At 63.6% G+C, this 24,189-nt stretch carries 18 protein-coding genes and 2 tRNA genes; 14 read left to right on the top strand and 6 right to left on the bottom strand.

The features are described from left to right. The first annotated feature begins 15 nt into the window (after positions 1-15). The 9 genes from M2343_RS04755 to alr all read left to right on the top strand — a co-directional run bounded on the left by M2343_RS04755 (position 16) and on the right by alr (position 12,341). Positions 16-1,029, top strand: coding sequence for a zinc-dependent alcohol dehydrogenase family protein (locus M2343_RS04755; protein ID WP_264575777.1), 1,014 nt, complete (start codon positions 16-18; stop codon positions 1,027-1,029). An 18-nt stretch (positions 1,030-1,047) separates the two neighbouring features. After that, entirely contained in the window at positions 1,048-1,764 is a 717-nt protein-coding gene (locus M2343_RS04750) for an alpha/beta fold hydrolase (RefSeq protein WP_264575776.1), read from the top strand. Positions 1,765-1,777: 13 nt separating this feature from the next. After that, a complete protein-coding gene (locus M2343_RS04745) occupies positions 1,778-2,320 on the top strand; it encodes a VOC family protein (protein ID WP_264575775.1) in 543 nt (180 codons plus the stop codon). Positions 2,321-2,665: 345 nt separating this feature from the next. After that, positions 2,666-4,081: a vanillate/3-O-methylgallate O-demethylase gene (gene ligM, locus M2343_RS04740; protein WP_181559665.1), complete on the top strand. Its 1,416-nt coding sequence runs from the start codon at positions 2,666-2,668 to the stop codon at positions 4,079-4,081. A 91-nt stretch (positions 4,082-4,172) separates the two neighbouring features. Beyond that, complete coding sequence (locus M2343_RS04735; protein ID WP_264575774.1) at positions 4,173-5,039, top strand: methylenetetrahydrofolate reductase; 867 nt, start codon at positions 4,173-4,175, stop codon at positions 5,037-5,039. A gap of 87 nt (positions 5,040-5,126) precedes the next feature. Further along, the gene (locus M2343_RS04730; protein ID WP_181559667.1) at positions 5,127-6,803 is read left to right on the top strand and encodes a formate--tetrahydrofolate ligase; all 1,677 of its coding nucleotides are present in this window, start codon (positions 5,127-5,129) and stop codon (positions 6,801-6,803) included. Between the two features lie 152 nt (positions 6,804-6,955). Continuing rightward, entirely contained in the window at positions 6,956-8,146 is a 1,191-nt protein-coding gene (gene wecB, locus M2343_RS04725) for a non-hydrolyzing UDP-N-acetylglucosamine 2-epimerase (protein ID WP_264575773.1), read from the top strand. Between the two features lie 376 nt (positions 8,147-8,522). Further along, positions 8,523-11,210: a TonB-dependent receptor gene (locus M2343_RS04720; RefSeq protein WP_264575772.1), complete on the top strand. Its 2,688-nt coding sequence runs from the start codon at positions 8,523-8,525 to the stop codon at positions 11,208-11,210. 84 nt (positions 11,211-11,294) lie between these two features. Beyond that, the gene (alr, locus tag M2343_RS04715; RefSeq protein ID WP_264575771.1) at positions 11,295-12,341 is read left to right on the top strand and encodes an alanine racemase; all 1,047 of its coding nucleotides are present in this window, start codon (positions 11,295-11,297) and stop codon (positions 12,339-12,341) included. Positions 12,342-12,391: 50 nt separating this feature from the next. Here alr and gyrA read toward each other — a convergent pair whose 3' ends face one another. Beyond that, the gene (gene gyrA / locus M2343_RS04710; RefSeq protein WP_264575770.1) at positions 12,392-15,103 is read right to left on the bottom strand and encodes a DNA gyrase subunit A; all 2,712 of its coding nucleotides are present in this window, start codon (positions 15,101-15,103) and stop codon (positions 12,392-12,394) included. Positions 15,104-15,409: 306 nt separating this feature from the next. On the opposite strand from gyrA, the gene M2343_RS04705 reads away from it, so the two are divergent. Then, positions 15,410-16,714 carry a hypothetical protein gene (locus M2343_RS04705; protein ID WP_181559672.1) on the top strand — a complete coding sequence of 435 codons (1,305 nt, stop codon included), beginning with the start codon at positions 15,410-15,412 and terminating at the stop codon, positions 16,712-16,714. 103 nt (positions 16,715-16,817) lie between these two features. Here the strand turns inward: M2343_RS04705 and M2343_RS04700 are convergent, their stop codons facing one another. Further along, on the bottom strand, positions 16,818-17,291 hold the full coding sequence (locus M2343_RS04700) for an Lrp/AsnC family transcriptional regulator (protein WP_181559673.1): 474 nt from the start codon (positions 17,289-17,291) through the stop codon (positions 16,818-16,820). Positions 17,292-17,439: 148 nt separating this feature from the next. Here M2343_RS04700 and M2343_RS04695 point away from each other — a divergent pair, with 148 nt between their 5' ends. Both M2343_RS04695 and M2343_RS04690 read left to right on the top strand, forming a co-directional pair. After that, positions 17,440-19,164: a sensor histidine kinase gene (locus M2343_RS04695; protein WP_264575769.1), complete on the top strand. Its 1,725-nt coding sequence runs from the start codon at positions 17,440-17,442 to the stop codon at positions 19,162-19,164. A 107-nt stretch (positions 19,165-19,271) separates the two neighbouring features. Continuing rightward, positions 19,272-19,347 (top strand) — tRNA-Ile (locus tag M2343_RS04690). A 110-nt stretch (positions 19,348-19,457) separates the two neighbouring features. Here the strand turns inward: M2343_RS04690 and M2343_RS04685 are convergent. Together M2343_RS04685 and M2343_RS04680 are read right to left on the bottom strand one after the other, a co-directional pair. After that, a tRNA-Pro gene (locus M2343_RS04685) sits at positions 19,458-19,534 on the bottom strand. Between the two features lie 228 nt (positions 19,535-19,762). Continuing rightward, a complete protein-coding gene (locus M2343_RS04680; RefSeq protein ID WP_181559675.1) occupies positions 19,763-19,969 on the bottom strand; it encodes a hypothetical protein in 207 nt (68 codons plus the stop codon). Between the two features lie 262 nt (positions 19,970-20,231). Here M2343_RS04680 and ettA point away from each other — a divergent pair, with 262 nt between their 5' ends. Beyond that, entirely contained in the window at positions 20,232-21,911 is a 1,680-nt protein-coding gene (ettA, locus tag M2343_RS04675; RefSeq protein ID WP_264572842.1) for an energy-dependent translational throttle protein EttA, read from the top strand. Positions 21,912-22,153: 242 nt separating this feature from the next. Here the strand turns inward: ettA and M2343_RS04670 are convergent, their stop codons facing one another. After that, positions 22,154-22,537 (bottom strand): gamma-glutamylcyclotransferase, encoded by a 384-nt coding sequence (locus M2343_RS04670; RefSeq protein WP_264575768.1) that lies wholly within the window; start codon positions 22,535-22,537, stop codon positions 22,154-22,156. A gap of 3 nt (positions 22,538-22,540) precedes the next feature. Further along, complete coding sequence (locus M2343_RS04665) at positions 22,541-23,182, bottom strand: carbonic anhydrase (protein ID WP_264575767.1); 642 nt, start codon at positions 23,180-23,182, stop codon at positions 22,541-22,543. Between the two features lie 65 nt (positions 23,183-23,247). Here M2343_RS04665 and lipA point away from each other — a divergent pair, with 65 nt between their 5' ends. Then, the gene (gene lipA, locus M2343_RS04660) at positions 23,248-24,186 is read left to right on the top strand and encodes a lipoyl synthase (protein ID WP_264572844.1); all 939 of its coding nucleotides are present in this window, start codon (positions 23,248-23,250) and stop codon (positions 24,184-24,186) included. The last annotated feature ends 3 nt before the right edge of the window (positions 24,187-24,189 follow it).

Raw genomic sequence — 24,189 nt, 5'->3', positions numbered from 1 at the left:
TGAAGGAGTTTGACGATGCGTGCATGGCAACTGGCGGCGGGGGCCACCTCGATCGACGATCTTCATCTGGTCGAGCGCGATCAGCCCGCGCCCGGCCCCGGCCAGGTGGCGATCCGGGTTCATGCCTGTTCGCTCAACTATCGCGATCAGGCGGTGGTGCTCGGGCGCTATCTCGGCGGTCCGGTGCCCAACCCCACGATCCCGCTTTCCGACGGGGCGGGCGAAGTCATCGCCGTGGGTGCGGGCGTGACGCAGTTCAAGCCTGGCGACCGGGTAGCCGGCACCTTCTTCCAGAGCTGGGACGATGGCCCGCCCAATCCGGCGGCTGGCCTCGCGCTCGGCGCGGCCGGCGCTGACGGGATGCTCGCCGAAGTGGTCGTCCTGCCTGAGCAGGGCGTGGTCCCCATTGCCAAGTCACTGAGCTATGCCGAGGCGGCTTGCCTGCCCTGCGCCGGTGTGACGGCCTGGAACGCGCTGTTTGAAGGCCCACGGCCGGTCAAACCCGGCGAACGCGTACTGCTGCTCGGCACCGGCGGGGTTTCCATCCTTGCGCTGCAGCTCGCCAAGGCGGCAGGCTGCGAGGTCATCATCACCTCCTCCAGCGACGCCAAGCTGGAGCGCGCCAAGGTGCTGGGGGCCGATCATCTCATCAACTATCGCGAGATCGACGACTGGGGTCAGCATGTCTCCACCACGATGGGCGGCGTCGACAAGGTGGTGGAGGTGGGCGGTGCAGGCACGGTGCAGCAAAGCATGGCCGCACTGCGCCACAATGGTGAGGTTGCACTGATCGGCGTACTCAATCCCGTTGGCGGGCCTAACCCGTCCGGCCTGATGTTCGTCGGCGGCACGCTGCGGGGCATTTTCGTCGGCTCGCGCGGCATGGCGCGGCGACTGGCTGCGGCAATTGACGTCAACGGGATTAAGCCGGTCATCGGCGCCCGTTATGCATTCGAGGATGCCAAGGCGGCCTTTGCGCATGGCAGCGGTTCGGAACATTTCAGCAAGGTGGTGATCGACGTTCGTTGAGATCGCGTGGCGCGCTTCATGTTCATACCCGGGGCCTGGCATAGCGGGTCGTGCTTCGAGCGTCTGCGCGCGCCGCTGGAGCGGGCCGGGCACAGCATGCTTGCGCCCGACTTGCCGGGTGCCGGTGGCGATGCGCGCGCCATGGCGCAGGTCTCGTTGGAGGGCTGGGCGCAGTTTATCGTTGGGGAGGCCCGCCGCCAGGCTGAGCCGGTGATCCTGTGCGCCCATAGCCGCGGCGGCGTCATCGCCAGCCAGGCCGCCGAGCTGGCGCCGGAGGCGTTCGCGGCGCTGGTCTATATCAGCGGCGCGCTCATCCCCGATGGGCAAAGCCTGTATGACGTGATCGGGCGCTCGATGGAGACGGGCCGCTTCGGCGCCGCGCTCAGCCCGGTCCATGCAGGCCTTGGCTTGCGGTTCGATCCAGCGGCTGCGGCGGAATTCTTCTATCAGCTGTGCAGTGCTGAAGACCAGCGGCAGTCGGCCGCGCAGCTTATCGATGAGCCGGTCAGGCCATTCGGCACGGCGCTGGGCCTCACTGCAGATCGCTTTGGCCGGGTGCCGCGCGATTACATCGAATGCGCTCGCGACCGGACCTTTCCATTGGACGTGCAACGCGCGATGCAGGCGGTGCTGCCTTGCCGCAGTGTGACCACGCTCCAGAGCGACCACAGCCCGTTCATTTCCATGCCTGAAACCCTCGCGGGTGCTTTGGCGACCATCGCAGAACAAGAATGAAGAGGAGAGACGGATGACCAGGAAATTTGGCTTCGGCGGCGACATCGGCACCATCTGCCAGATGGCCTATGTGGTCCGCGACATCCATCAGGCGATCGACTGGTGGATCGAGCGCACGGGCGTCGGGCCCTGGTTCGTCCTGCCGAGCTTCGGGGGGCCGGATCATGTCTATCGCGGCGAGACCTGCAAGAGCAGCAGCGCCATTGCGATGAGCTTTGCCGGCTCGACCAATATCGAGCTGATCCAGCCTTTGGACGACCACCCATCGGTCTACAAGGAGACCATCGATCGCGTGGGCTATGGCTTCCATCACTTTGGCGTCGCGCGCGAGGACATCGAGGACGAGGTGGCGCGCCGGGTTGCCCGTGGGGAAACATTGGTCCAGCGGGCGCCCGTTCCGACCGGTGGCTCTGTCGCGTTCTTCGAGGGCGGGCCGGGCGCGCCGGGCTTTGTCGAGCTGATTCCTGCGACGGCTGGCATGGATGCAGGCTTCACCGCCTTCTGGGAGCAGACGCAGGATTGGAACGGCCGCGACCCCATCCGGCCCTTCCTGTGAGCCGGTTTAGGCCCCGTGCGGCCTCAATCATATTGCGCAGCAACATCGCTGCGCCTGATACCGCCCGCCGTGGAAACGGCATGAACCCGCGATCTGCTGGAACGGCCTCAGAAGGGACCCGAAACTGGTTCGCTGGTGCAGCATGAACGTGCAATTTTTTGACGCCGTTGCGAGGTGATAAATCCCTATCAATTCGCTAATTTCTGCGCCGGAGGGTCTGGGCGGCCTTCCAATTTTTCGTTTGTGTAACATACAAAATTTCGTATGTTCCGCCCGTCCATCGATTCGACGTTGTCGTCGAACGCAGACCCTTGTTTCTCGCGATCCAAATGGAGAGGCTCTCTGATGTCCAACCCTACCAATCTTGAGCAAGTGCTCAACGCCGCCGGCAATCCGGTGGAAATGCTGCGCAACAGCCAGATCGGCGCCTATGTGTATCCGGTCGTTGCTCCGGAATTCTCCAACTGGCGCTCCGAGCAGTGGGCCTGGCGCAACGCTGCGGTGCTGTTCGATCAGTCGCACCACATGGTCAACCTGTTCATCAAGGGCAAGGACGCGCTCAAGCTCCTGACCGACACGATGATCAACTCGCCCAAGGGCTGGGAAGTCAACAAGGCCAAGCAGTATGTGCCCGTGACGCCTTATGGCCACGTCATCGGCGACGGCATCATCTTCTGGGAAGAGCCCGAAGTGTTCTGCTATGTCGGCCGTGCGCCGGCTGCCAACTGGCTGCAGTACCACGCCGAGACCGGCGGCTACGACGTCGAGATCGTCTATGACGACCGGTCGCCTTCGCGTCCGATGGGCAAGCCCGTCAACCGCAGCTACTGGCGCTTCCAGATCCAGGGCCCGAACGCCTGGGACGTGATCGAGAAGCTGCATGGCGGCAAGCTCGAGCAACTCCGCTTCTTCAACATGTCCACCATGAACATCGCTGGCCGCTCGGTGCGCACGCTCCGTCACGGCATGGCCGGTGCGCCGGGCCTCGAAATCTGGGGTCCGTACGAAGAGATGGAAGACATCCGCGGCGCCATCGTCGAGGCTGGCAAGGATCTCGGCCTGGTGCAGGTCGGTTCGCGCGCTTATCCCTCGAACACGCTGGAATCCGGCTGGATCCCGAGCCCGCTGCCGGCCATCTACACCGGCGAGAAGCTGAAGGCCTATCGTGAGTGGCTGCCGGCCAAGAGCTACGAAGCCACCGGCGCGATCGGCGGTTCGTTCGTCTCGAACAACATCGAGGATTACTACACCAATCCTTATGAGATCGGTTACGGTCCGTTCGTGAAGTTCGACCACGACTTCATCGGCCGCGAAGCGCTCGAAGCCCTCGACGCTTCGACGCAGCGCAAGAAGGTCACGCTGGCCTGGAACGGCGACGACATGGCGAAGATCTATGGTTCGCTGTTCGATGCCGACGCCGACTCGCACTACAAGTTCTTCGACCTGCCGCTGGCCAACTATGCCAACACCAATGCCGACGCCGTCCTCGACGCCGCTGGCAACACGGTCGGCATCTCGATGTTCACCGGCTACTCGTACAACGAGAAGCGCGCGCTTTCGCTCGCGACGATCGACCACGAGATCCCGGTTGGCACCGAGCTGACCGTCCTGTGGGGCGAAGAAAATGGTGGCACGCGCAAGTCCACCGTCGAGCCGCACAAGCAGATCGCTGTTCGTGCCGTCGTGAGCCCGGTTCCCTATTCGGTGACCGCGCGCGAGACCTACGAAGGCGGCTGGCGCAGCGCTCGCGTCGACGCCTGATCCTGATCCGTTGCGGGCGGCCATCCTCCGGGGTGGCCGCCCCGACACCTTCTAAAAACACAGTAAGCCCTAATCGAGGCGAGGACTTTTCATGGCTACGGCAACCCTGGACAAGACCGCACTGGCGCGGCTGTTTGAAGACTACTCGCTCGAAATCACGCCCAAGGACGTGGAAGCGCTGCAGAATGCCGCGCACATGATCCCGCAGGGCACGCTCATTTCCTGCACCTTCCTGCCGGGTGCCGAGTTCGAGGATCGCGTCCGCGCGGCTCGGGCCATTCAGGACCTCGGTTTCAAGCCGGTTCCGCACATTTCCGCACGGCGCCTGCTGGTGAAGGAAGACCTCAACCGCTTCCTCGACATGCTCGCCGCCCAGATCGACCTCAAGCATGTGTTCGTGATCGCCGGCGATCCTTCCGAACCGCTCGGGCCCTATGACGACGCGCTGGCCGTGATCTCCTCGGGCACGCTCAAGGAATATGGCATCCAGCATGTCGGCATCTCCGGCTATCCCGAAGGTCACCCGGACATCACTAACGAAAAGCTCGTCAAGGCGATGCATGACAAGGTCGCCTCGCTCAAGGAGCAGGGGGTCGACTATTCGATCATGACCCAGTTCGGTTTCGATGCCGATCCGGTGCTCGACTGGCTCAAGCAGATCCGCGCCGAGGGCATTGACGGCCCCGTGCGCATCGGCCTTGCCGGCCCGGCCTCGATCAAGACGCTGCTCCGCTTCGCCGCGCGCTGCGGCGTCGGCACCTCCGCCAAGGTCGTCAAGAAGTACGGCCTGTCGATCACCAGCCTGATCGGCAGCGCCGGTCCCGATCCGGTGATCGCCGATCTCGTCCCCGCGCTGGGCGAGGAGCACGGGAAGGTCCACCTCCATTTCTATCCGTTCGGCGGTCTGGTGAAGACCAATGAGTGGATCGTGAACTTCAAGGGCAAGCAGGGTATCTGACGCGCTCGCGTCCGTTGCCGCTTAATTAATTCCGGACAAAGACGGTCGGCCCGTTCCGGGCCGTATCATGGAAAGGCTAGGAGAATCATGGCTCAAGGCTCCGACATCGAAATCGCACGCGAAGCGAAGATGCAGAACATCGCCGAGGTCGGCGCGAAGGTCGGCATCCCGCAGGACGCGCTGCTGAACTACGGCCCTTACAAGGCGAAGCTGTCCTGGGACTTCATCAACAGCGTCCAGGGCAATCAGGATGGCAAGCTCATCCTCGTCACCGCGATCAACCCGACGCCAGCAGGCGAGGGCAAGACCACGACGACGGTCGGCCTTGCTGACGGCCTGAACGCCATCGGCAAGAAGACGGTCGCGGCGCTGCGTGAGCCGTCGCTCGGCCCGTGCTTCGGCGTCAAGGGCGGCGCTGCCGGCGGCGGTTATGCGCAGGTCGTGCCGATGGAGGACATCAACCTTCACTTCACCGGCGACTTCCATGCCATCACCTCGGCGAACAACTTGCTCGCCGCGCTGATCGACAACCACATCTACTGGGGCAACAAGCTCGGCCTCGACCCGCGCCGTATCGCGTGGCGTCGCGTGCTCGACATGAACGATCGTGCGCTGCGCTCGATCGTGAACTCGCTCGGTGGCGTGTCCAACGGCTATCCCCGCGAGGATGGCTTCGACATCACCGTGGCGTCGGAAGTTATGGCGATCCTCTGCCTCGCTTCGGACCTCAAGGATCTGGAGCGTCGCCTCGGCAACATCCACGCCGGCTACACGCGCGACCGCAAGGCCGTGTTGGCCCGCGAGCTGAACGCCTCGGGCGCGATGACCGTTCTGCTCAAGGACGCGCTGCAGCCCAACATCGTGCAGACGCTCGAGAACAACCCCGTGCTGATCCACGGCGGACCGTTCGCGAACATCGCGCATGGCTGCAACTCGGTGCTCGCCACCAAGACGGCGCTCAAGATCGCCGACTATGTGGTGACCGAAGCCGGATTCGGCGCTGACCTTGGCGCCGAGAAGTTCTTCGACATCAAGTGTCGCAAGGCTGGCCTGAAGCCCTCCGCGGCCGTCATCGTGGCCACCATCCGTGCGCTCAAGATGCATGGTGGCGTCGACAAGGCCGATCTCGGCACGGCAAACCCTGACGCGGTGCGCAAGGGCGGCGTCAACCTCGCCCGTCACATCGAGAACGTCCGTCAGTTCGGCGTGCCCGTGGTCGTGGCGATCAACCAGTTCGTCACCGACACGGCCGAGGAAATGGCTGTCGTTCAGGAAATCGCGGAAGCCGCTGGCGCCGAAGCGGTCGAGTGCAGCCACTGGGCCAATGGCTCCAAGGGCACCGAAGAGTTGGCCCGCAAGGTTGTCGCCCTGGCCGAGGGCGGTTCGTCCAACTTCGCACCGATCTACGAGGACGGCCTCTCGCTGTTCGACAAGATCGACACGATCGCCAAGCGCATCTACCGCGCTAGCGAAGTGACCGCCGACAGCAGCGTGCGCAACAAGCTCAAGGGCTGGGAAGCCGATGGCTATGGCCATCTGCCCGTCTGCATGGCCAAGACGCAGTACAGCTTCTCGACCGACCCGAGCCTGCGTGGTGCGCCGACCAACCACGTCGTGCCTGTGCGCGATGTGATCCTGTCGGCAGGCGCCGAGTTCATCGTCGCGGTGTGCGGCGACATCATGCGCATGCCCGGCCTGCCCAAGACACCGTCGGCGGACTTCATCCGTCTGGACGACAAGGGTCAGATCGAAGGTCTGTTCTGATCAATTAAGATTGAAGGAGGCTAGTGGCCTCCTGCTTTGAGAGATTGGCCCGTCGGCATTGCTGGCGGGCCATTTTCTTTTCCGGTTAACAAATGTTTACCACGCATTAACCATCGGTTAGACAGGCCTTGTCTGTGGGGGGCAAGCGAACGATGGTGCGCTATAAAGTGATGCTGGTTTTCGGCACGAGGCCCGAAGCCATCAAGATGTTTCCTGTCTATGATGCGCTGAAATCTCTGCCGCAGATCGAGACGAAGGTCTGCGTTTCAGCTCAACATCGCGCCTTGCTCGACCAGGTTCTCGACCTCGCCGGGATTGTGCCGGACTTCGATCTCGACATCATGGCGCCGGACCAGACGCTCGATACGTTGACGGCGCGGCTCATCCTTGCCTTGGGTGCGGTGTTCGACGCCGAGCGGCCAGACAGGGTGCTGGTCCACGGCGATACCAAGACCGCAATGATGGCCGCCCTTGCGGCTTATTACCGCCGCATTCCGGTTGGGCATGTCGAGGCGGGCTTGCGCAGCGGCGATATCTACAACCCATGGCCCGAAGAGGTGAATCGCCGCATCATCGCCTGCGCGGCTAATCTGCACTTCGCCCCGACGGCGGGGGCAGCGGCAGCGCTGGAAGCCGAGCAAACGCAAGGGCAGATCATCGTGACGGGCAACACGGTGGTGGATGCCTTGCTCGCGACTCAGGGCAGGCTGCGGGAGCAGCCTTTTTTGGCGGGCTCGATCGCACCCGTGCTGCGGCGCTTTGCAGGGCGCCGGATCGTTATCGTCACCAGCCACAGGCGGGAGAATCTGGGGCAGGGGCTTTCGAACATTGCCGCCGCCATCCGCACCCTCGCCCAGCGCGACGATGTGGCCATCATCTGGCCGGTCCACCCCAATCCACAGGTCCGCGCCACGCTGGAGCCCGCGCTTTCCGGCCTGGAGAATGTCGCGCTGATTGAGCCGCTGGATTATCCAGGATTTGTAGGCCTGTTGGATGCAGCCTCCCTGGTGTTGACGGATAGTGGCGGTATCCAGGAAGAAGCGCCCAGCTTCGGCAAACCGGTGCTGGTCATGCGGGAGACGACCGAACGGCCAGAGGGCATCGAGGCAGGCACCGCCCGTCTCATCGGCACCGTCCCTGATCGCATCGTCGCTGAAGTCGCGCGGTTGCTGGACGACCCGCAGGCCTATGCCGCCATGGCCCATGCCCATAGTCCTTTCGGGGATGGCCAAGCCGCCGCGCGCATCGCGGCAGTGCTGGCCGAAGAAGCCGCAGCGCGATGGGTGGTGGTGCCCAGCCTCGGAAACCTGCAATCGGTTTCCCACGTGCCCAGCGCGCCATAGAGCGCGGCTTGGCATCATGATCTCGCCTGCGACCGGGCAAAAACCCGGCGGAGTCTATGCGGCGCGAGTGATTGTCGAAGTCGGGCGACCGGCCTGAATCGCGTTTATCGGCGATTTCTACGGGCTTGCCAGAGCAAGGCTGATTAGAATAGCCGACATCTCCTTTCGACGCAGTTCGATTTGTTCTCCTTCGCTCAGTGATCAGGAAAGAGCGGATTACCCAACGATCGACCAGCAGAATCCGACCTAATCTAAAGCAGTTGCATTTGTCTGAGCAATCGATTGCAAAAATGTTTAGACAAAGTGTATTCATTTTCGTAAGTCGATATTGACGATCGACAGTAGGGCCGATCGCGCTGTCATATTGGGGAGGATCATGGCCAAAAATGGCTTCCGGCGCGCATCTGCGCTTGGCTTCGTGTCGTTTACCGCGCTTGTTGCGTCGCAGGGTGTCAGCGCTCAGACGGGCACCACACAGACCAATCAGTCCGAGGATGATGCCGCGAACACCGCTGACATCGTGGTGACCGGCACCCAGTTGCGCGGGGTTGCGCCGGTGGGTTCCTCGGTGATTGCAGTCGGTCAGCAGGAAATCCGCGACACGGGGCTGGCCACGACATCGGATATCCTCAAGACCATTCCGCAGGTCTCTGCCTTGGGGCCGGGCGAAGCCACGCTGGGCACCAACGTCAACAGCGCGACGCTCAACAGCACCCGCGCCAATGGCGTCAACCTGCGCGGCCTCGGCACGCAGGCGACGCTGACTTTGCTTGATGGACGCCGCGCGCCTCCGGGTGGTGTCGCCGGCCAACTCTTCGATGCCTCGGTGATCCCGGCCATCGCCCTTGAGCGGATCGACATTGTGGCAGACGGCGCCTCGGCCACTTACGGCTCGGATGCTGTCGCGGGCGTTGCCAACCTCATCCTGCGCCGCAACTTTGACGGGCTGGAGGCCAGCGCGCGTTACGGCTTCGCTGATGGCTATGACGAATGGCAGGGCAATGCCATTCTCGGTAAGAAGTGGGACACCGGCTCGGTGATGATTGCCGGCGACTATTATTACCACAGCCGCCTGCGCCAGGAAGATCGCGCGGAGCTGTTCCAGTGCGATCAGCGTGCTTTTGGCGGGTTGAACAACTGCGCCTTCACCAGCTCGCCGGGCAATGTGATCGATCCCGCGACCTTCACCCGCTACGGACATCCGGGTGGCAGCGGTGAGAATCTGACACCGGCGAATCTGTCTACGACGCCCAATTTCCAGCAAAGCTATGTGAACAATGATCTTCTGCCGCAGCTCAAGCGCTGGAGTGTGATTGGACGACTGGATCAGGAACTGACGCCTGCGCTCAAGATGTGGGCCAGCGGATTCTACTCCAAGCGGACCCTGAACCAGCGCGCGGGGTCTCTGACGCTGGGCGCCGCGACGCCTGTTCCGAGCAGCAATCCCTATTTCATCGAGTTCGCGCCGGGGCAGACCTCGCAGATCGTCGAATATGCCTTTAACGAATATGGGCCGATCCAGGGCAACATCTACGAAAGCTCCTACCAGCTGGCGACCGGGTTCGATTATTCGCTGGATGGCAATTGGCAGCTTTCCATCTACGGCTCCCATGGCGCCACGGAAGGCGGCGCCAAGACGGACGGCTTCCTGAACACGGCTCTGCTGTCGGCCGCACTGGCCGACTCCAATCCGGCGACTGCCTTGAACGTCTACGGGACAGGGCAGAACACTCGGGAGCAGATCGAAAAGCTAGTCGCCTTTTTCGACGTGACCGGCCTCTACACGGTCGACCTCATCAACGTGAAGACGGACGGTGCGCTTTTCAACATCGGCGGCGGCGCGGTGCGCATGGCGGTGGGCGGCGAGTTCCACCATGATTATTACCGCAACACCGCCGCCGAGAATATCAACGGGCCGTCGCTCTCGCAGATCAACCTCTTTGGCGATACGGCCAGCTCGCGCGACGTCTGGTCGGCCTTTGCGGAGGTGAACGTGCCGCTGGTCGGTGCGGCCAATGCCATGCCGGGCATTGAGCGTCTCGAACTCAACATTGCCGGCCGCTACGATCACTATAGTGATGTCGGCGGTACGACCAATCCGAAGTTCGGCATTCGCTACGATCCCGTGCCGGGCGTCTCGGCTCATGCCAGCTATGGCACCTCGTTCCGGGCGCCCACCCTGTCCGATACCAACCCTGCCAGCACAGCGACGGTGTTTTCCATCCCCAATTTCGGGCCGTTCGGCAATGTGATCGAATATGTCGGCGGCAATGCCGATCTCAAGCCGGAGAAGGCCACGACCTGGTCGGTTGGTGTCAAGTTCACCCCGCCGAGCAGCGGCTTCACCGCCTCGCTGGATTACTTCAGCATCGATTATAACGACGTCATCGAGACGGCGCCGGTGTTCAGCGTGCAAGTGTTCACCGACCCGGCCTACGCGCCGTTCGTGACCTTCAACCCGACCGTCGCGCAGGTGAACGCGATCTACAATCTGCCCTGGGCGCCGCCGGCGATCATTGCAGCCTCGGATGTCGATGCCATTGTCGACGCCCGCCGCAACAATGTCGGGCGCATCAAGATGGACGGGCTGGATTTCCTCGCGAACTATGCGTTCGATCTGGGCGGTGGATCGGCCAATATCGGCGTCTCGGGCACCTATCTGCTCAGCTATGGGCGAGCGACCGGCCCGACCTCGCCAACGGTGGACCGACTGAACCTCGCCAACTTCCCGCTGCGGTTCCGGGGCCGCGCCAATCTCGGGTGGCGGGGCGACAATTTCGGCGCCACGATGTTCGTGAACTATACCAATGCCTACACCAACACGGTGGGCACCATCGCGCCATCGCAGTCCGTCGACTCCTACACGACGGTCGATCTGACGCTGACCTACGACGTGCCCAAGGCGGATGGCGTGCTGAGCGGCCTGTCCTTCTCGCTGAGTGCGCTCAACCTGTTCGATGCCGCGCCGCCCTTCGCGGCGATTGCCAACAATCAGGTCTATGACTCGACTGTGGCAAACCCGCTCGGCCGGTTTGTCTCGCTGACAGTCCGCAAGGCGTTCTGACCCCGTGCCACCCGTGCCCTCCAGCAGGGCGCGGGTGGCCGGATTGCTCTCGACGGGCAGGGGCGAGCGCGCTACCCCGCCGACATGATCGACTGTCCCTCATCGCCGCTGGCCCTGCATCTGGATCGTGACGCGCTGATCGCCAATTGGCGCTGGCTGGCAGGGCAGAGTGGGGCGGCAGCCTGCGGGGCAGCCCTTAAGGCCAATGGCTACGGGCTCGGCGCGACCGAGGTTCTTCAGCATCTGCTCGCCGCCGGGTGCCGGGATTTTTTCGTCGCGACATGGCAGGAAGCGGCGGCTCTGCTGCCATTGCTGGAAGGCGCATCGCTCAGTGTGTTGCACGGAGTGCGCGCCGAAGATGTGGCTTTTGCGCTGGCGGCACAGGCAAGACCGGTGCTGAACAGCGCCGCGCAAGTCGCCCGATGGAAAGCTGCAGGCGGCGGCCCGTGCGATGTCATGATCGATACCGGCATGAACAGGCTGGGCCTACGCCCCGATGAACTTGGCGCTGGCGTGCTGGACGGGCTGGAGATCGAGACACTCTGCAGCCACCTTGCCTGCGCCGATGAAACGTCCGATCTGAACGCGGTGCAGCGCGCGCGCTTCGAGGCCGTGCGGCAGCAGGTGCCGGCGCGGCGCTACAGCCTGGCCAACAGCGCAGGCATTTTGCTTGGGAGCGATTACGCTTTCGATCTGACCAGGCCCGGGCTCGCGCTCTATGGCGGCCTGCCGACGCCAACTGCGACCGGCCATATCCGCCCGGTCGTGCGTCCCCATGCGCAAATCCTCCAGCGGCGCCGGGTCGAAGCTGGCGAAACAGTGGGCTATGGCGCGACCTTCACCGCGAAGGCGCCCGTCGAGGCGGCAATCGTCAATCTTGGCTACGCAGACGGCTATCTGCGGGCTTTTGCCGGGGGAGGGGCGATGCTCCATGGCGGAGAGCGGCTGCCGCTGCTGGGGCGCGTCTCCATGGATCTGATCGCCGTCGATGTCAGCGCGGCACCGGATCTGGAGGAAGGGGACTCGCTGGAGGTGGACTATGATCTGCCCACCGCCTCAGCGCACACCGGTCTGTCTCAATATGAGTTGTTGACCGGACTGGGCCAGCGGTTCGAGCGGCGCTGGGTCTGATCATGAACCGCCCGCCAGCGCGCTCAAGGCAACGCTGACGGGCCTGTTCTTCACTCTGCGGTGTCGGATACCTCGCCCTCGGTCGCCGGCATGTCCGCGTCGACCTCGTCCGTGCTTTCCTCAATCCGAGCGGCACTCACGACATGCTCGTTCTGCGCAACGTCGAACAGGCGCACGCCTGCAGAACCACGGCCGATCACGCGCAAGCTGCTGAGCCCCATGCGGATGAGCTTGGCCTGATCGGTCACCAGCATGAGCTGATGCTCGCGGGTCGCCGGGAAGCTCGCCACAACCGGGCCGTTACGCTCGATATTGTCGATATTGGTGATGCCCTGGCCACCACGCCCGGTGCGGCGATACTCGAACGCCGAGGAGAGCTTGCCATAGCCATTGGCGCAGACGGTCAGGATGAACTGCTCGCGGGCGCGCAGCGCCTCGAAACGGTCGGCGGCCATCTTCGGCTCGCCCTCCTTCTCGCCCTTCCATGGCGCGAAGCGCAGATACTCCTCGCGCTCTTCCATGTCCTGAATACCGGCACGCTGGAGCACGGAGAGCGAGATGACCTCGTCGCCTTCCTTCAGCGTCATGCCGCGCACACCGGTGGAGTTGCGGCTCTGGAACTCGCGCACATCATCGCCGCGGAAGCGGATCGCCTTGCCCTGGCGGGAGGCCAGCAGCACGTCATCTTCTTCGCTGAGGAGCGCGACGCCGATCAGGCGGTCGTCGGCGTCCTCACCCTCAAACTTCATCGCGATCTTGCCGTTCGAGGGGATATTCGCGAACGCATCCATGCTGTTGCGGCGCACGCTGCCCTTGGCGGTGGCGAACATGACATGGAGCTGCGCCCATTCATTCTCGTCTTCCGGCAGCGGCAGCACCGTCTGGATGGTCTCGCCCTCGGCCAGCGGCAGCAGGTTGACCATCGGACGTCCGCGTGTGGCCGGCCCGCCTTCCGGCAAGCGCCAGACCTTTAGGCGATAGACCTTGCCCAGCGTCGAGAAGAACAGCACCGGCGTGTGCGTGGAGGTCACGAACAGCTCGGTGACGACATCCTCTTCCTTCGTCGCCATGCCGGCGCGGCCCTTGCCGCCGCGGTTCTGGGCGCGGAAGGTATCGAGCGGCGTGCGCTTGATGTAACCGGACATGGTCACGGTCACGACCATGTCTTCGCGCTCGATCAGATCCTCATCCTCAATGCCGTCGGCAGCGGGGGCGAGGGTGGAGCGACGCGGCGTGGCGAATTCAGCTTCGATCGCGTCGAACTCTGCGCGCATCACCTCGAACAGGCGAACGCGGCTGGCGAGGATCTCGAGATAGCCAGCAATCGCATCGGCCAGCCCCTTGAGCTCATTGCCGATCTCGTCGCGGCCAAGCGCCGTCAGCCGGTGCAGGCGCAGATCGAGAATGGCGCGAACCTGCGCGTCCGACAGATGATAGACGCTGCCCGAGGGCTCATCATCCGCGGCCTCGACCAGCTTGAGATAGGGCGCAATGTCCCCGATCGGCCAAGCGCGCGCCAGCAGCGCCTCGCGGGCCGCCGCCGGGCTGCTGGCCCCGCGGATCATGCGCACGACTTCATCGAGATTGCTGACTGCAATGACGAGGCCGAGCAAGATGTGCGCGCGGTCCCGTGCCTTCGCCAGCTCGAACTTGGTCCGGCGGGTGATCACTTCCTCACGGAAGCGCACGAAGGCCTCGATGATGTCGCGCAGCGTCAGCAACTCGGGCCGCCCGCCACGGATGGCGAGCATATTGGCGGGGAAGCTCGACTGGGCGGGCGTGTGCCGCCACAGCTGATTGAGCACCACATCCGCCGTGGCATCGCGCTTCAGCTCGATGACGACGCGAACGCCCTCGCGGTTGGATTCATCGCGAATGTCCGAGATGCCCTCAATCCGCTTGTCCTTGGCCGCCTCGGCGATCTTTTCGACGAGACCGGCCTTGCCGACCTGGAACGGAATTTCGGTGAGGACGATCTGTTGGCGGTCCCCGCGCAGAGTCTCGATGATATGGCGCGAGCGCATGATGATCGATCCGCGCCCAGTCGTGTAAGCCGAGCGGGCACCGGACTGGCCGAGGATGAGCGCGCCGGTCGGGAAGTCCGGCCCCGGCACGATTTCCATCAGCTCCTCGGCGGAGATCGCGCCGTTATCCATGTACGCCTTGCAGGCGCGCAGGACTTCGCCGAGATTGTGCGGCGGAATATTGGTGGCCATGCCGACCGCGATGCCGCCGGCGCCGTTGACCAGCAGGTTCGGGAAGCGGGCAGGAAGCACCTGCGGCTCGCTCTCGCTACCATCGTAGTTCGGCAGGAAATCGACCGTGTTCTTGTCGAGATCGTCGAGCAGCGCATTGGCGACCTTGGCGAGGCGCGCCTCGGTGTAGCGCATGGCCGCCGGCGAATCCGGGTCCATCGAGCCGAAATTGCCCTGACCGTCGATGAGCGGCACGCGCATCGACCAATCCTGCGTCATACGCGCCAATGCGTCGTAGATCGAACTGTCACCGTGCGGGTGGTATTTACCCATCACGTCGCCGACGATGCGGGCCGATTTGCGGTAGGGCTTGTTATAAGTGAAGCCCATTTCGTGGGCGCCGAACAGGATGCGGCGATGCACGGGCTTCAGCCCGTCGCGCACATCCGGCAGCGCGCGGGACACGATCACCGACATGGCGTAGTCGAGATAGCTCGACTTCATCTCATCGACGATGTTGATCGGGCTGATATCCGAGGGTTCGGCGAGGATTGTCTCGTCGCTCAAGCGTTTTCTCTTATGATTACGTGGTGGGAACTCGAAGCGGTGTGACTAGCCCGCGACTGCAGAAAAGGCCAGAGAAAAGGGCAAAATTGCACGCTGTCTCGAACCGGTCGAAGCCGAATGGGGGCGGGAGCGCGACGGCTTGCGGATTTCCCATGCCAACCGGCGTCGCGCCCTCATGACAAGCTCCGGAACCGTGGTTATAGCGACATTCAATTCCCGTTCACGCGTGATCCTGCAGTGCAGGCTCATGAAGTCAGCGGGATCCGCGACTTGGGGGCCGAGATCTTAGTTCTGGAGGAATATTTGATGCGTCTGTTCAATACCACTGCTCTTACGATCACCCTGGCCGCGTTTGCGGCGGGCGCCTTCGCAACGGCTCCCGCATCGGCGCAGAGCCGGGATGGCAAGCAGGCCGAACAGAGTTCGGCACCCAAGATTTCGCTGAGCCGCGGCTTCCAGAAGGGAGCGGTCGAAGCCCAGGAGCTGGTGAAGAAGCAGGATTTTGCGGGCGCCAAGGCGAAGCTGGACGAGATCCAGTCCACGGCGACGAAGCCCGACGATCGCTACTTCTTCGGCAGCCTGCTGCTGCAGGTCGGCATCAACCAGAAGGATGAGGCCATCCAGCGCCAGGCTCTGGAAGCGATGATCGACTCCGGCATGACGCCGGCGACCGAAGTGGCGAAGTTCCACTATTTCGTCGGCCAGTTCGCCTTCAACGCCAAGCAATATGATCAGGCCCGCACGCACTTCCAGTCGGCGATCGACGGCGGCTATGGCGGCCCCACGCCGGACGTGCTGATCGCCAACACCTATTTCAACGAGGCGCAGGACCAGATCGTCAACAACCAGTTCACCGATGCCGGCAAGGCCAAGGTGGAGCAGGGCCTGCCGCACCTCAAGCGCGCGATCGAACTGCAGAAGGCTTCCGGCCAGCCTGTCGATGCGAGCTGGTACAACAAGGGCCTGAGCATGGCGGTATTCGCCAAATCGCCGACGCTCTCCGACTGGACCAAGCTGGCACTGCCGGTCAGCGGCACGCCGGACAACTGGGCGCTGGTGCTGCGGATGTTGCAGGACGAATATCCCAATGCGACCCGCGACGAGAGCATCGACATCATGCGTCTGATGGCGGCCACCAAGTCGCTCAAGAGCGCCTATAACTACAATGAATATGCAGAGGCGGCCAATCGCCTCGGCCTGCCCGGCGAGGTCAAGGCGGTGATCGATCAGGGCCGCTCCAGCGGCGTTCTGAGCGGCACCACGCTGTCCGACCTCTATCAGGTCGCGACCAGCGGGATCACGCAGGATCGCGCATCGCTGGCAACCTCTGAGAAGAGTGCCGCTTCTGCCGCCACCGGCAAGCCCGCAGCCAACACCGCCAGCGCCTTCATGAGCTATGGCGACAATGCCAAGGCCGTCACCCTCTATCGCCTCGCGCTGCAGAAGGGCGGCGTGGATGCGGACGAGGTGAATACGCGCCTTGGCATCGCGCTCGCACGGTCGGGCGACAAGGCAGGTGCTCTCGAGGCATTCGGCAAGGTCAGCGGCACCGGCGTGCGCAAGCGGACGGCCGACCTCTGGACGGTGTGGCTGAACAGCCCCAACGCCTGAACCCCTGCGGGTGGATCGAAAAAGTTAAAATGCCGGCGGCTCTGTCGCCGGCATTTTTGCTGGGCGTTGGACGGACTGCCTCAGCCCTCAGCCACGCCCGGGCTCAGCGGCCGACCGGAACGCCTGGCAGGTTCTTGGACGTGCGGATCGTCAGCGACGTCTTCACGCTGGCCACATTGGGCGCTTGCGTCAGCTGCGAGGTGAGGAACTGCTGGAAGCTGCGCAGATCCTGCGCCACCACCTTGAGGATGAAATCGATCTCGCCGTTCAGCATGTGGCATTCGCGGACTTCCGGCAGCGCCGCGACATGGGCCTCGAATGCCTGCAAATCCTCTTCCGCCTGACTTTTCAGGCTGACCATGGCGAACACTGTCGTCGTGTAGCCCAAGGCGACCGGATCGAGATGGGCGTGGTAGGAGGCGATGAAGCCGCGATCCTCCAGGCTTTTCACCCGGCGCAGACAGGGCGGGGCGGTCAGGCCGACGCGCCGTGCCAGCTCGACATTGGTCAAGCGACCATCCTCCTGAAGCAGGTCGAGCAATTTGACGTCGGTCTCATCCAGCGAACTACCGGGCATAGAGGACATTTCCTTTCACGGTAGATGTTCTTGCAGACATATAATGTCGCTGCAACGTAATTGTCCCACAATGCAACGTCCCATTTTTTAACGCTAGGCGGGTCGGTTTACCATCAGTACACGCGGTTCCGTTACAGGGGCCAACTGAATGCGTTTCAACGATCTTCTGCGGACGGTGCTGGCCAATGGCGGCGAGGGCACAGGTGCCGCCGTGACGCGCTGGCGCCAGTGCATGGATCTGCTTGCCCAATATGATGTCTCCGGCGCGGAAACCCAGAAGCTTTCGCCGGACGAGGCCCACACCATCCTGACCATCCTGCAGGAAGCCCGGCCGAAGGTGAGCTTGGAAGGCCGCATCGCATCCGTCGTGGAACTTGGGTCCAGACTCCGCTCCCCCACGCTGGTGCAGTGGCTGGCGGGCGATCATCCTTCGGTTATCGTGGCGATGATGAAATCTGTCCGCCTGACCGGCGAAGACTGGGCCGCGATGATACCCCATCTGGGCCCGCTGGCCCGCAGCGTGCTCCGTCGCCGTCCGGATCTGCCGGAAGCCGCAATGGCCGCGTTACGACGCTTCGGCGAAGTCGATCTGTCGCTGCCCCCAACTGAGGTTCGGCAGGCGGAAGCCGGGACGCCGAGTGCGGACCGGGTCGTTGCGACCGAGGAGCTTGATCGCTCGGGCAGCACAGACGAGGCAAGCCAGATCGGCCGTCTCGTTGCGCAGATCGAGCGGTTTAAGAAGGCGAACCCGTTCAAGGCGGCCGGCGCCGCTGACCCGGTGCCGGATGCAGTCCAGCAAGAGTCTCGGGTCCAGGACACGCCGGATGCCGATGTCGACAGCTTTCAGTTCGAGACCGATGCTTCGGGCCTCGTCCGCCTGACCGACGGCGCATTTCCCGAGGCGATCATTGGCCTGAGCATTGCGACGCCGGGCGTGGATGTCAGCCATGGGGTGGATGGCGCCACGCTTGGGGCATTTCGGCACCGCGCCGCGTTCGAGAATAGCCGCCTGACCTTGCAGGACGGTGCGCTGGCGGGCGAATGGCGCATCTCCGGCGAACCGCATTTTGACCGACAGAGCGGTCGCTTCCGGGGCTATACCGGCATTGCCAGGCGCGAGCGGCGGTTCGAGGCGCCGGTTCGCCCCACTGAAACGCAGGCGAGCGACGAGGGCGCCACGCTCTCTGCTACCAGCACGCGGCAACTGATCCATGAGCTGCGCACGCCGCTCAATGCCGTGCAAGGCTATGGCGAAATGATCGAGGCGCAGATCCTCGGTCCGGTCCCCGAGGTCTATCGCGACATCGCCCGCGCCATTCTGGCCGATGCGCGCGCATTGTTGACGACCTTCGACGATCTCGACGCGGCGAGCCGACTGGAGCGGGGAGACCTCTCTGCCCAGCAGGATGATGTCGATCTGACCGCTGCCCTTCACAGGGTGGTGGACGCGGCCGGCTTTGGCCAGACCGTCAATCTCTCGGTCGAGAGCGGTTCCAGCCTCGTGCATGGCGACCGCAACCAGATCGAACGCATGTTGAATCACCTGATCCGCATCGGCCATGCCGGCTTGGCTGCGGGGGAACAGCTTGTCCTGTGCGTCTGTCCGGCGCCGGAGCGCGCCTCCGTGAGCTTGACGATGAGTCGCCCGACGGCCTTGCGCGGCATTGAGGCGCGCGCCTTTCTCGAACAGGGTTATGTAGTCGAGCAGCGTCTCTATGGCGACACGCCGCCGCTCGGCCTTGCGTTCACCCTCAAACTGGTGCGGGGAATCGTCCGCCATCTCGGCGGGGAGTTCGCCATCACGGCACAGGCCTTCGGCATCGTGCTGCCGACCGCGCCCGAGGCCTATCGCGAGCAGGGCCATAACGGCTGATCCGACGCCTGTTCGCTCCGCTCGCCACCATGCATCAAGACTTGCCAAGCAGGATCGCCGCAAGCTAACGCGCCCAGAGCCGGCGCCATGCGCTGCGGTGGAGAATGGGGCCTGTAGCTCAATGGTTAGAGCTGGCCGCTCATAACGGCTAGGTTGCGGGTTCGAGTCCTGCCGGGCCCACCATCCATCGAAGAGCGGACGTTGCTGCGCCTTGCGCTTGCCGCAAAGGCAGAGCGACCGCCCGGCCCAATCATGGCCGCGCGGGTTATGATATTCAGAAAATAAGGGAAAAGTGGTCGGGGAGACAGGATTCGAACCTGCGACCCTCTGCTCCCAAAGCAGATGCGCTACCAGGCTGCGCTACTCCCCGATCCAGGGCGGGCCTTAGCTTTCGCTTTGCCCTTGATGCAAGCACAAAGGCCGCGCCGATGCCGGATGTGCCCGGTGGCGAGGCGGCGATGATCGCAAGGAGATCACCGGTGCCTGTAACTGGCGGGCACGATCCAAACGGCAGAGCCGGCGACCGTACCGCCAAATGTAAAGGCGGCGCCGATGATCGACGCCGCCCTTGAACAATGCGCAGAAGCGCAGTCGCAGATTACTCTGCTGCGTTCGCCGCGTTGTTCGAGACGTTGGCGAGGTTGTCCATCGCGTTCGCAGCATTGTCAGCAGCGTTGGCAGCGGCGTCCAGCTCGTTCACAACCAGCTCGTTGGAGACGTTGTTGGTCTCAGCAGCCGGCTTCTCGCCGCACGCTGCAAGGCTCATGAGCGCGATCGCGGCGCCGGCCACAGCAAACTTCTTCATATTATTAGGCTCCCATAGCAAAGGTCGTGCACAGCAAAGGGCACGAGCGGCCCAATTAACGCATGCCGCAGGGAAATCAATAGCCTTATCAACCAAAGTGCTTGGCAATAAGGGACGGTTTTTCGCGTGGGACAGCGCTTTGATGGTGATGGGGCGAAGAGCGGCGGAGCGGGACAACCCGGGATTTGCCAATGGACCCGCCGTAAGCTAACCGGGCGCCAATTCAAAGACACTCCATTCCGCTCAAGAGGACCGTTTCCCAATGGCCGTCCAGTACAGCTTTGTCATGAAGGGTTTGACCAAGACCTTCCCCGGCGCAAACAAGCCGCTTTTCAATAACATCCACCTTCAGTTCCTGCCGGGAACGAAGATCGCGATCATCGGCGTCAACGGCGCCGGTAAATCGACGCTGATGAAGGTGATGGCCGGCATCGACAATGATTACACGGGCGAGGCCTGGGCCGCCGAGGGGATTCGCGTCGGCTATCTGCCGCAGGAGCCGCAGCTCGATCCCGACAAGACGGTGATCGAGAATGTGAAGGACGGCGTGCGGCCAGTCGCCGATCTGGTCGACCGGTTCAACGAGATCAGCGCGATCATGGGCGACCCGCCGGAAGATTGCGATTTCGACGCGCTGATGACCGAGATGGGCGAGCTTCAGGAGAAGATCGACGCGGTCGACGGCTGGACGCTCGACAATCAGCTTGAGATCGCCATGGAGGCGCTGCGCTGCCCGCCGGGCGACTGGAGCGTCGACAATCTCTCGGGCGGTGAGAAGCGCCGTATCGCTCTGTGCCGCCTGCTTCTGGAAAAGCCGGACATCCTGCTGCTCGACGAACCGACCAACCACCTCGATGCCGAGAGCGTCCAGTGGCTGGAGCAACACCTGATCAACTACACCGGCAACGTGATTCTCGTCACCCACGACCGCTACTTCCTGGACAATGTCGTCGGCTGGGTGCTGGAGCTGGACCGCGGTCGGGGCATCCCGTTCGAGGGCAATTATTCGAGCTGGCTGGACGCCAAGGCCAAGCGCATGGCGCAGGAAGAGCGTGAGGATGCCGGCCGCCAGAAGGCGATCAAGGAGGAGCTGGAGTGGATCCGGCAGTCGCCCAAGGCGCGCCAGACCAAGAGCAAGGCGCGTATCCGGGCGTTCGACGAGTTGGTCGAGAAGCAGGAGAATCGCGCGCCGGGCAAGGCCCAGATCGTCATCCAGACACCCGAGCGCCTTGGCGGCAAGGTGATCGAGGCCAAGAACCTCACCAAATCCTATGGCGACAAGCTGCTGTTCGATGATCTCTCCTTCACGCTGCCGCCGGGCGGCATTGTCGGCGTGATCGGCCCGAACGGCGCGGGTAAATCTACGCTGTTCCGGCTCATCACCGGGCAGGAACAGCCCGATTCGGGCAGCATCGAGGTCGGGCCGACCGTGCGCCTGGGCTATGTCGACCAGAGCCGCGATGCGCTCGATCCGAATCATAACGTCTGGGAGGAAATCTCCGGCGGCCATGATCTGATGACCATCGGCAAGCATGAGTTGCAGACGCGCGCCTATGTCGGCGCCTTCAACTTCAAGGGGCCGGACCAGCAGAAGAAGGTCGGCCAGCTCTCAGGCGGTGAGCGCAACCGCGTCCATATGGCCAAGATGCTCAAGGAGGGTGGCAACGTCCTCCTGCTCGACGAACCGACCAACGACCTCGACGTCGAGACGCTGCGCGCGCTGGAAGACGCGCTCGAGAACTTCGCCGGCTGCGCCGTGGTCATCAGCCACGACCGCTTCTTCCTCGACCGCCTGGCGACTCACATCCTCGCCTTCGAGGGCAACAGCCATGTCGAATGGTTCGAAGGCAATTTCGAGGCCTATGAGGAAGACAAGCGCCGCCGCATGGGCGACGCGGCGGATCGGCCGACGCGACTCGCGTACAAGAAGCTGACCCGCTAACGGAGGCTTGCAGGGAGGGGCAGGGGCTCGGTGAGTCAGAGACTCATCGCCGCTCCCGTCAGGCCGCTCGGCTGCCCCTCACTGCAGAATCGGGCCCGGTCTGGTGCTCGGCGGATTGCTTTTGACGGACAAGGGGTCGCCACCGTGCTGGCGATTAAGACCAACAGCTCCACCAGCGTCCGCCGACTCGGCGCGGATCGACCCAATGTGGCGAGCGCGCGGGATGTCAGCGCGACGCCGAGCTACGCGTTGCGCCACTGGCCGGTGGCGATCACCGGCAGACCCTCGACGCTGCGATTATATTCATAGGTCCAGACCCGGCGCCCACTATCCAGCAGGTCGACCTCGATGCGGCGATACTCTGACGCGCCGGGCTTCTCGGGATCGTACAACTCGTAGGCATCCATCTTCTCGAGCAGCAGTGGATCGCGGATGCCGATCAGTTCGCCATGCACCACGCCGGACTCGCCCGTTACCAGGCCGGGATAATCACCCAGATGATAGAGCCGGCCGACCACCCGGTCCGGCCCGAGCCGGCGCACGCCGCCCTCCATGCCGAGCGCAGCGAAGCCCGGGCCGCCTGTCATCAACAGTCCGTAGACGAAGAAGGCGACTTCTGTGTCCATTGCCTATTCGAACGGAGCGAATTCGCCGCTCTGCTCATCGAGCACGTGCAGGACGCCATCCGATATGGCGAAGAATGCGCCTCGGAGCGCCAGCGCACCGCTCGCTTCCTTTTCCGCGATCCACGGGAAGGTGCGCAGATTGGCGAGGCTGACCTTGACGGCTGCCAGTTCCATCGCCCGCCCCGCCGCGCCGCCATGGTCGCTGCCATGCGTCGCGACGACCTCCGCCCGCGCGTCATCGAGCAGGGATATCCAGTTCGCGATGAACCCGCCCTCGCCGGGCGCCGCATCGTGCATGGCCCGGGTGAGCGCCGCGTTGCAGCCGCCGCACATGCCGTGGCCCATCACAAGAATTTCCCCCACGCCGAGGAACTGCACGGCGAACTCGACGGCAGCGGAGACGCCGTGCCGCCCGGGATTGGTCTCGAACGGAGGGACCAGCGCGGCGACGTTGCGGACGACGAAGATTTCGCCGGGACTGGTGTCGAAAATCTGGGTCGGATCGACGCGGCTATCCGAGCAGGCGATCACCATCACGCGGGGGCTCTGGCCCTCGCTCAGTTCCGCCCAGCGCGTGCGCTGTTCAGACCAGTCCTGACCGCGAAACCGGCGATACCCTTCGAGCATGTCTGTAAACTGTACCATGGCAATTTCTTTGCCGATGATCGTGGGGGCTGGCAAGCGGGCTTTGCGGTCGCTATCTGGGCGGCATGAACGATCTCTCGTCCGATCCCGCAGGCTTCCGCCCGCGCAAGCCCGACTGGATCCGCGTCAAGGCGCCGGTCAGCGCCGGTTATGAAGCCACACGCAAGCTGATGCGGGACAAGGGGCTGGCGACGGTCTGCGAAGAGGCGGCCTGCCCGAACATCGGCGAGTGCTGGACCAAGAAGCACGCCACGGTGATGATCCTGGGCGACACCTGCACCCGGGCCTGCGCTTTCTGCAATGTGAAGACAGGGATGCCCCGGCCCGTCGATCCGCGCGAGCCGCAGAATCTGGCCGATGCCTGCGCCGAAATGGGTCTTGAGCACATTGTCGTGACGTCGGTGGACCGCGATGATCTCGCCGATGGCGGGGCAGGGCAATTCGTGAAGGTGATCGAGGCGCTGCGCCGCACGACGCCGGAAACGACGATCGAAATTCTGACGCCGGATTTCCGCAACAAGCATGAAGCGGCCGTGGAGGCCATCGTCGCGGCGCGGCCGGATGTCTATAATCACAATCTGGAGACCGTGCCCCGGCTGTATCCCACGATCCGCCCGGGCGCGCGCTACTATGCTTCGCTGCGGCTGCTGGAGACGGTGAAGCGGCTCGATCCCTCCATTTTCACCAAGTCCGGCATCATGCTGGGCCTCGGCGAACAGCGCCTCGAGGTCCATCAGGTGATGGACGACATGCGCTCGGCGGATATCGATTTCCTGACCATGGGCCAGTATCTGCGCCCGACGCCCAAGCACGCCGCCGTCGCGGAGTTTGTGACCCCGCAAGCGTTCAAGGCTTATGCCGCTATCGCGCGGGCTAAGGGCTTCCTGCAGGTCGCTTCCAGCCCGCTCACCCGCTCAAGCTATCATGCCGGCGATGACTTCGCCCAGATGCGAGCCGCGCGCGAAACTGCGCTCGCCAAAGCCGCGATGAAAAGCAGCCTCTGAACG

This window comes from Sphingobium sp. B8D3B, from assembly GCF_025961875.1.
GTDB lineage: Bacteria > Pseudomonadota > Alphaproteobacteria > Sphingomonadales > Sphingomonadaceae > Sphingobium.
The sequence above is the reverse complement of the archived record's forward strand: the minus strand, read 5'-3'. Positions and strand labels throughout refer to the sequence as shown.